An 8,479-nucleotide genomic window follows, 5' to 3' on the forward strand; every position below is an offset into this window, starting at 1 on the left:
CAGGGCCAGTTTACCGATGCGGCCCAATCCGTTGATAAAAACCTTCATGCTCGCCCCCCGCCGTCTTCGTGCCTGCCGCTAGGGTGCGCAGGTAACGGTTTGATGACACTTTCCAAGACTTCCACGGCGGTGTAGCCACCGCCCCAGTGGAAGCGTGGCCGAGTGGTCGAAGGCACCGGTCTTGAAAACCGGCAGGCGCGAAAGCGTCTCGTGGGTTCGAATCCCACCGCTTCTGCCATATCCCGCCGCGGTGTGGGCATCCTCCGAACGATCAGCCGAATGTCAGCGATATCCTGCGGTTCGAGCGGCCTTTGTTCTCGATCTTGCCGACGACGATCGACCCGATTTCGGATGTGTTGGCGACATGCGTGCCGCCGCACGGTTGCAGATCGACGGGCGCGTTTCCGGACCCGATCCGCACCAGACGGATGTCGCCGGCCCCCTTGGGCGGCTGGACGCCGCGTGTCTTGATCAGATCGGGGGTCGCCTGCAACTCCGCCTGTGTGATCCAACTTTCACCGACGGCGTGGTTGCCCGAAATCAGACTGGACAGGCGGGCCTGGATGAGTTCGCGATCGTGCAGGACTTCGGGCATGTCGAAATCCAGCCGCGATTTCTCGGATCCGATCTGACCGCCCGTGACAGGCAGCGGCACGACGACGGACAACAGGTGCAGCGCGGTGTGCATCCGCATGAAGCGGTGCCGACGCTCCCAATCGAGGCGCATCTCCAACTCGGCCCCGACGGGGGGCAGCGCGGCTTCCTCGGCGGGAACAAGGATCAGGTCGTCGCCCTCACCCTTGACGCAGCCCGCGATGTCGCAGGACCCGCCGTCCCAGACGATGCGCCCGCTGTCGCCCGGCTGACCGCCGCCCTTGGCGTAGAAGATCGACCGGTCGAGCACGATGCCGCCTTCGGGTGTATGCGCGGTGACGCGCCCGGTCGTGGTCTTGAGATAGGGGTCGGTGCGGAACAGCGGTTCGGTCATGTCGTCTCGGGCGATGGGTCTGGCGCATCCCCGGCGCGCAGCGCTTCGGGGTTTCGCAGCCAGATATCGCGCTGCGCGAACGGAATTTCCAGGTCTTCGGACAGGAAGCGTTCGGCGATCAGGTGATTGAGTTCGGACGCCACGCGCGGCTTGAACAGGATGTCGCGGATGACGACGCGAACCGTGAAATCCAGGCTGTCGGCCCCGAACCCGTCGAATGTGATCAGCGGCGGCGGATCGAGGATCACCATCGGATGCTGCTCGGCCACCTCCTGCAGAATCGCTTCGACCCGCCGGGTGTCAGTGCCATAGGCAACGCCGACGGTCAGAACGACGCGCCCGGCGGAATTGCCCAGCGTGTAATTCGTGACGATGCCCGAAATCAGATCGGCGTTGGGTACGATCACGTCCTGCCGGTCGAATGTCTCGATCCGGGTGGAGCGGACGGAGATCTGGCGCACGAACCCTTCGACCCCGCCGACGTTCACCCAATCGCCCAGTTTGATCGGACGTTCGACCAGCAGGATGATGCCGGACACGAAGTTCTGAACGATGGTCTGCAGGCCAAAACCGATGCCGACCGACAGCGCCCCCGCGACGATGGCGAGACCGCTCAGGTCTATACCGGCGGCCGTGATCGCGATAAGGGCCGATAACGTGATCCCGACATATCCCGTGCCCGACAGCACCGCGTTCGTGCCGCCGGTGTCCATGCTCGTCTTCGGCAGGATACTGGTGCGAAGCACACCCTTGAGCAGGCGGACGGCCATGAAGCCGATGACGAAGACGATCGCGAATGTCAGAAAGTTCGAGGGCGATATTTCGGTGCCACCGACGCTGAACCCGCGCATGAACCGCGACCACCATTCGCCAAGCGTCGTCGGACGCACGCCCCAGATCAGCGCCAGGACGGGCAGCGCGGCAAGCGCCAGCGCAAACCCTACCAGCGTCGGCGTCAGCGCATCACGGCCCACGTCGGGCCGGCGCGTGATGGCCGCATAAAGATCGAAGACGAAGCCTTGCAGGATGCCGATCAGCATGATCAGCGCCAGCGACAAGACCGACGGCCACAGCACCGCACCGCCCAGATTGACATAGCCGAAGGCCGCGACCAGCGGCGCGGCAATGGCGACCACGATCAACCCACGACCCAAAAGCCGCATGACCTGACCCCAGAATCCCTCGCTCTCCTCCCCCTTGGCGACCTTGCCTTCGGCCAGGAACAGCTGGCCCAGACGCAGAAGGTTCAGCCCCCCGATCGCCAGCAGGACAAAGTGGGATATGGCCCGGCTAACTTCCGGGTTAGCAGAGGTGGGAGCGATCTCTTCGACCGCAAAGGCCGACGCCAGCAGGATACCCAGCATCAGCGCGTGCCAGCGCGCCTCGGACCGGCGGGCGGGGTCGACCGGCAGGAACGCGGCCGCCGTTTCGCGTTTGGGCAGGGCCTGCAGGGCCAGCCACCGGGCCAGCAGGACGATCAAGCCCATGATCGGCAAAAGCGTCGTCGCCGCCTCGATCCTGACGCCGGACGCGCCCATCAGCTGCAGCATCCGCGTCACCGCGATCAGCCCCAGCACGGGAAGGATCAGCCGGGCCAGCGAAATCATCAGCAGGGTGACGCGAACGACCGCGTTCTCGCCTTCATCCCGCGCGATCCTGTCGCGCAAGCTGCCCAGCCAGGCCCCGGACCGCCACAAAAGAACGATCGACGCAAAGGCAAGCAGGCCCAACTCGAACCCACGCGCCATCCAGACCGCGCGCGCGGTGGCGGTGGCAAAAGGCTGTCCCAGCTCGCGCATGAAGTCGGCGGTCCAGGTTCCGATGGTGGAAATCGCAACTGGCCAATTCTGCGGATTGATCGGGATCGGCCCCTTGCGCAGCACCTCCTGCGCGCGTTCGGCCTCGATCAGGTTGTCGATCTCGGTGATGAGGCCGTCGGCCTGGGTGAACGTCGCCTGCGCGACACGGCCGGGGGCCGATGCCGTTTCCAGCTGATCGGTCAGCTGTTCACGCTTGGCGGCGATGTCGGCCGCCTCACGCTCGCCCTCGCCGGGCACGGGGCCAAGCGCCTCGATCTGGGATCGCAGGATGTCGATACGGGCAGAGTTCTGATCAGTCTCGCCCTCGAACCTGTCACGCCAGACCAGCAGGTCGGCGCGCAGCCGGGCCAGCGCGTCGGGGGATGCGACGCCGTCGGCGATGGTCGTGGTCGCACGCTCCGACAGATCGTCCCATTCGTCCGCGACCTCGACCGCGCCGTCCTGGGTCGTCACGACGACGTCGTCCGGCACGGATTGGCCGACGACCGGCAGGGTCAGGGCCAGCCACAGCAGAACCGGGGCAAAGTGGCGGATCATGCGAAGACCGTCGGCACCTCGCGCCCCGGACCGTCCAGCCAATGGGGCACCGGAAGGTCTTTGCCGCGCAGGAAGTCAGGGTTCCAGAGCTTCGATTGATAGCGGGAGCCATAGTCGCACAGGATCGTCACGATGGTATGGCCGGGGCCCATGTGTTTGGCCATCTTGACCGCCCCGCCGATGTTCACGCCCGTCGATCCGCCCATGCAAAGGCCCTCGTGCTCCAGCAGGTCGAAGACGATGGGCAGTGCTTCCTCGTCGGTGACCTGACAGACGAAATCGGGTTTGAACCCGTCCAGGTTGGCGGTGATGCGCCCCTGACCGATGCCTTCGGAAATGCTGCTGCCTTCAGACTTCAGCTCTCCGTGTTCGTAAAAATTATAAAGCGCGGCCCCCATCGGATCGGCCAGTCCAACCTTCACCCCCTTTGGTTGCAACACCTGCGCGACGCCCGCGACAGTGCCGCCCGACCCGGCCGCGCAGATGAAGCCGTCGATCTTGCCGTCGGTCTGCGCCCAAAGCTCCGGCCCCGTCGTTTCGACATGGGCCTGCCGGTTGGCGGTATTGTCGAACTGATTGGCGAAAATCGCGCCGTTGGGTTCGGTCTTGGTCAGCTCAGTGGCCAGGCGGGCGGCGTATTTGATGTAATTGTTGTCGTCGCGGTAGGGCTTGGGCGGCACCTCGACCAGCGTGGCCCCGGCCAGGCGCAGCATGTCCTTCTTTTCCTGGCTCTGGCTGTCCGGGATGACGATGACCGACTTGAATCCCATGGACGCGCCCACAAGGCTCAGCCCGATACCGGTGTTCCCGGCCGTGCCTTCCACGATAGTTCCACCCGGCTTCAATTCACCCGACGCGATCGCCGCGCGGATGATGTAAAGGGCCGCGCGGTCTTTCACCGACTGGCCGGGGTTCAGGAATTCCGCCTTGCCCAAGATCTCGCAGCCCGTCGCGTCGCTGACCTGGTTGAGCCGGATGAGCGGCGTGTTTCCTATGGCTGCGGCAAGGTTTTCATGGGTCATCGGGGCGCTCCGCGGCAAATGTCTGTGATTGACCTACGCGGCGCAGCGGCAGCGTTCAACCGCGCAGCCGGGCGCGGTGAAGCGCCAGCCATTGTGCGGAAATGATCAGGGGCGCGTTCGCCGCCTCGCCGGTGGCGACCATCGCGATCAGATCGTCGGCCGGCAGAAGATGCGTGCGGATATCCTCCTGTTCATCGACCAACCCGTGCAGGCCGTCGGTCCGGTCCGGCAGATCGCAAAGCGCCACGAACGAAAACAGGATCTGCGCCAAGCCACCGGGGCTGGGGTAATAGCGGCCGACGAAATGCAGGTCCTCGGCCGTCAGCGTCGTGCCCGCTTCTTCCTGCGCCTCGCGGATGGCGGCGTCCTCGGCCGTCTCGCCCGCGTCGATCAGGCCCGCAACCGGTTCCAGCAACCAAGGCAACGGGTCGCCCTTGGCCAACGCACCGATGCGGATCTGTTCGACCAGCAGGACGCGGTCGCGGACCGGATCGTAGGGCAGCACAGTGGCCGCGTCGGTCACGTGGCTGATCGCGCGCTGGATCTGGCCGGATCGACCGCCGTCGAAACGGGGGTGATCCAGATGCCATTCCTCGACCCGGTGGAACCCTTCGTAGACGTGATCGACCCGCGCGACCCGAACCGCTTCGGCCGGCGTCGTGCCGCCCACGGTGGTCGGGCGGCGGACCTGTCGGGCAAGGGCAACACCCTGCGCCCGCGACTGGATCAGGCCGCGCCGCGCCACGATATCCGCCGGCGACACCCGGCCCATTCCGCGCATGACCTCCGCCGCGGCGATCCGCGTGCGTTCGCCATGGACCCCCCTCCAGTCGGTCAGGGACCACGGGATGCCGGCACCACCAGCCCCGCCCTGCTCACGGTAGACAAGCGCGGCGATCGCGCCGTCGGGGCCATCGACGGACACCGCCTCGGGCACCATACCGAACGCGATTTCGTACCAGTCCAGACGCGCCCGCGCCGCAGACCCCAGTTCACCTGTCAGCCGACCACGCGCGCTGCCGCCGGGCACCAAAACGGGCCAATCGCCCGCCGCCGCCCGCTCCACCGACCAACCTGAAAGATCGGCAGGACATGTCGCCACATCCTCGCCCGCCACATCGCGGAGAAGGTCGTCCCAAAGCAGGGTGCCGAACAGGAAATAGCGCGTCATCTCGCCCTCGTGTCGCCGGGGCGATCAATGATACCGACGCCCGACGACGCCGGCGATCAGGCCGATCACCGCGCCGCCGACGAACAGCAGTCCCAGAATGACCGGATGCCAGACTGTCATCGCATCCTCGACCAGAAACCCCATCCAAGCCGACGCCGCGCGACCGATGGCGTTGTATTTACCCTCCAGCGATTCAGCGATCATGACGCCGAAGGAATGGAACAGAAGCCCCAGAACAAGAAAGACAAAGGCCGCCGCAAACCCGCTGGTGATGACGTTTGGGATGCTGTTGCCCCGCCCGACCGGGCCCGTCGCCGCAGATCCGATGGTCCGCCACCCGACGATCAGGCCGCCTGCGGCCAGCACTTCGCGGAAAAGACCGACGCGCACGCCTTCTTCCAAGGTATACCGCACGATCGCCTCGCCCACGAACCAGCACAGGGCCGCGAACAGGATGGCGGCGACGAGTTTGGCAGGTGTCGGCATCAGGCGGGTTTCCGGACCGTCATTTGAATCACGTCACACATGCCATATTCGAACGCACCCGCACAGCCCGTCAGATAGAGGTTCCACATCTTGCGGAAGCGGTCGTCGAAGCCCAAGGCCTGAACATCGTCCCAGCGGGCATTGAACGTGTCGTACCAGCGCCGCAGCGTAATCGAATAATCCTTGGCAAGCGTAATCGACCCCGCGTCCTCCAACCCCGCACGCGCCAATTGCTCGGTCAGCTTCATGGGCGCGGGCAGCATGCCGCCGGGAAAGATGTACTTCTGGATGAAATCCACCTGGTTGGAATAGGTGGCCCAGCGTTCGTTCGGCACCGTGATGATCTGCAGCGACGCTTGCCGCCCGGGTCGCAGCCGGTCGCGCAGCGTGTCGAAGTACGTGGGCCAGAACTTCTGCCCCACCGCCTCGAACATCTCGATCGACGCGATACCGTCATAGGTGCCCGTCTCGTCGCGGTAATCCTGCAACTTGAAGTCCACCAGATCGGACAATCCGGCTTTTTCAATACGTTCGACGGCGTAGTTCAACTGCTCTTGGCTCAGCGTCAGGCAGGTTACCTTCAGGCCCCGCGCGCCGGCCGCGTATTCGGCAAACCCGCCCCAGCCGCAGCCGATTTCAAGCACGTGATCGCCGGGCGCGACGGCCATGCGGTCGACGATGGATTTGTACTTCGCGGTCTGCGCAGCCTCCATATCCTCCTGCCCCGTCTCGAACAGGGCGGAGGAATAGGTCATCGTATCGTCCAGCCACAGGCCATAGAATTTGTTGCCCAGATCGTAGTGCGCGGCGATGTTTTTGCGCGCCTGTTCCTTGGTGTTGCGCTGCAGCCAGAAGCGCAGCTTCTCGTAGGCCTGCACCCATTTCAGGCCGGGGAACTGCTGGATCAGCATGTCCCCCTCCTTGTTGATGAAATCGAACACCGCCTGCAGGTCGGGCGTCGTCCAGGCCCCGTCCATATAGGATTCCATGAAACCGATGTCGCCTTCGCGCACCAGCCGGGTGAACACATCGTCGTTGGTGCAGACGATCTCCGCAACCGGACCGGGCGCCACGCCCTGATGACGAAACCGGCGCCCGTCTGCCAGAACCACGTCGATGCGACCCGACTGCGTTCGCCCAGCCATGGCAAAACAACGCTTGAAATAACGCGGCAGGTCGCCCTGCCCTTCGGTGCTCGTCAACGCGTCCATGAATCCCCCGGATTGCCAGCGCACAAAATCATCCGGAATACCGCGAAAGCAAGACCCTGGACGCGGTTTACCCTGCGTCGCGTTGCTTGTACGCCTCCAGCGCACGTGTGCGACCTTCGGACAGGCCGACGATGGGGGCCGACGGTCGGGCGGACCCAGGGTCCAGCTCCCAACTGCGGGGGATCGCCTCGAAGAAGTCCTTCGACGACAACCAACGGTCGCGGTACCGGCCGGCCTTGTCGAACTTTTCGGCCTGCGTTTCGGGGTTGAAGATGCGGAAGAAGGGGCTGGCGTCCGGCCCCGATCCGGCGACCCATTGCCATCCCATCGCGTTCGAAGCCGGGTCCCAGTCGATAAGAACGTCAGCGAACCAGTCGCACCCGACCTTCCAGTCGGTCATCAGATGCTTGGTCAGATAGCTGCCCGTGAGCATGCGCGCGCGGTTGTGCATGCGGCCTGTGACATAGACCTCCCGCATGGCGGCATCCACGACGTCGAGGCCGGTGCAGCCGCGGCGCCAAGCCTCGGCATCGGAATTGTCGCCGCGCCACGGGAAGGCATCCCAATCGGATTTCCAATTCTCGGTCGTCAGGCGGGGCGTGTGATAGGCAAGGTGATGCGCGAAATCGCGCCAGACGATCTCCTTGAGGAAGGTATCGGCCCCGCGCTTGCCGTCGTCCATCGCACGCTGCCCTGCCCACCAGCAGGACCGCGCACTGATCTCGCCGTAGGTCAGGTTCTCGCTCAGGCCGCTGGTGCCATCGACGGCCAACGCGTCCCGGGCCTCGGCATAATCGTCGATCCGGTGGGCGATGAAGGCGCCCAGCCGCGCTTGCGCCGCCTTTTCGCCGACGTGGACGTGTTCGGCCACGACGTCGGCACCCCGCCGCATCGCGCGGCCCAGATCCCAGTCCGCCAGGTCATCGGACGCGGGCCATTCCACGGGGGCCTTGACCGCCGATGGGGCCGTCAGCGCCGATCCGACATCACGGTCGCGCACCGATTTCCAGAAGGGGGTATAGACCTTGTAGAAACCGCCCGTTTTCGTCTCCACCGTCCACGGCTCGAACAGGACATGGGCGTGGAATGACCGTGCCGCCAACCCGTCGTGGCGCAGGGCTTCCTTGACCTCGGTGTCGCGCGCCCGCTCGTCGGCGACGTAAAGGCGGTTCCAGATAACGGTATCCGCCCCCGTCTCCGCCACCAGATCGCGCAATACGTCGAGGGCCTTGCCCCGCCGCAGG

General features: G+C 65.1%; 7 protein-coding genes and 1 tRNA gene. 1 reads left to right on the plus strand and 7 read right to left on the minus strand.

What is annotated here, in order from left to right; translation table 11 throughout:
- The first annotated feature begins 148 nt into the window (after window positions 1–148).
- Window positions 149–238: transfer RNA gene (locus JDO7802_RS14110), tRNA-Ser, on the plus strand.
- 33 nt (window positions 239–271) lie between these two features.
- Here JDO7802_RS14110 and JDO7802_RS14115 read toward each other — a convergent pair.
- From JDO7802_RS14115 to JDO7802_RS14145, 7 genes are all read right to left on the minus strand, one after another.
- Window positions 272–988: an alanyl-tRNA editing protein gene (locus JDO7802_RS14115; RefSeq protein ID WP_055086596.1), complete on the minus strand. Its 717-nt coding sequence runs from the start codon at window positions 986–988 to the stop codon at window positions 272–274.
- Window positions 985–3,345: a DUF3772 domain-containing protein gene (locus JDO7802_RS14120; protein ID WP_055086597.1), complete on the minus strand. Its 2,361-nt coding sequence runs from the start codon at window positions 3,343–3,345 to the stop codon at window positions 985–987. The genes JDO7802_RS14115 and JDO7802_RS14120 overlap by 4 nt, the downstream gene beginning before the upstream one ends.
- Window positions 3,342–4,367, minus strand: a complete 1,026-nt coding sequence (locus tag JDO7802_RS14125; RefSeq protein ID WP_055086598.1) for a cysteine synthase A — start codon at window positions 4,365–4,367, stop codon at window positions 3,342–3,344. The genes JDO7802_RS14120 and JDO7802_RS14125 overlap by 4 nt, the downstream gene beginning before the upstream one ends.
- Before the next feature lie 55 nt (window positions 4,368–4,422).
- Entirely contained in the window at window positions 4,423–5,538 is a 1,116-nt protein-coding gene (locus JDO7802_RS14130; protein ID WP_055086599.1) for an NUDIX domain-containing protein, read from the minus strand.
- A gap of 24 nt (window positions 5,539–5,562) precedes the next feature.
- Window positions 5,563–6,024 (minus strand): TrgA family protein, encoded by a 462-nt coding sequence (locus tag JDO7802_RS14135; protein WP_055086600.1) that lies wholly within the window; start codon window positions 6,022–6,024, stop codon window positions 5,563–5,565.
- Complete coding sequence (locus JDO7802_RS14140; protein WP_055086601.1) at window positions 6,024–7,235, minus strand: SAM-dependent methyltransferase; 1,212 nt, start codon at window positions 7,233–7,235, stop codon at window positions 6,024–6,026. The genes JDO7802_RS14135 and JDO7802_RS14140 overlap by 1 nt, the downstream gene beginning before the upstream one ends.
- 67 nt (window positions 7,236–7,302) lie before the next feature.
- The coding region (locus tag JDO7802_RS14145; protein ID WP_055086602.1) for a cryptochrome/photolyase family protein at window positions 7,303–8,479 on the minus strand (1,177 nt) is incomplete at its 5' end.

This window comes from Jannaschia donghaensis, assembly GCF_001403795.1.
Taxonomy (GTDB): domain Bacteria; phylum Pseudomonadota; class Alphaproteobacteria; order Rhodobacterales; family Rhodobacteraceae; genus Jannaschia; species Jannaschia donghaensis.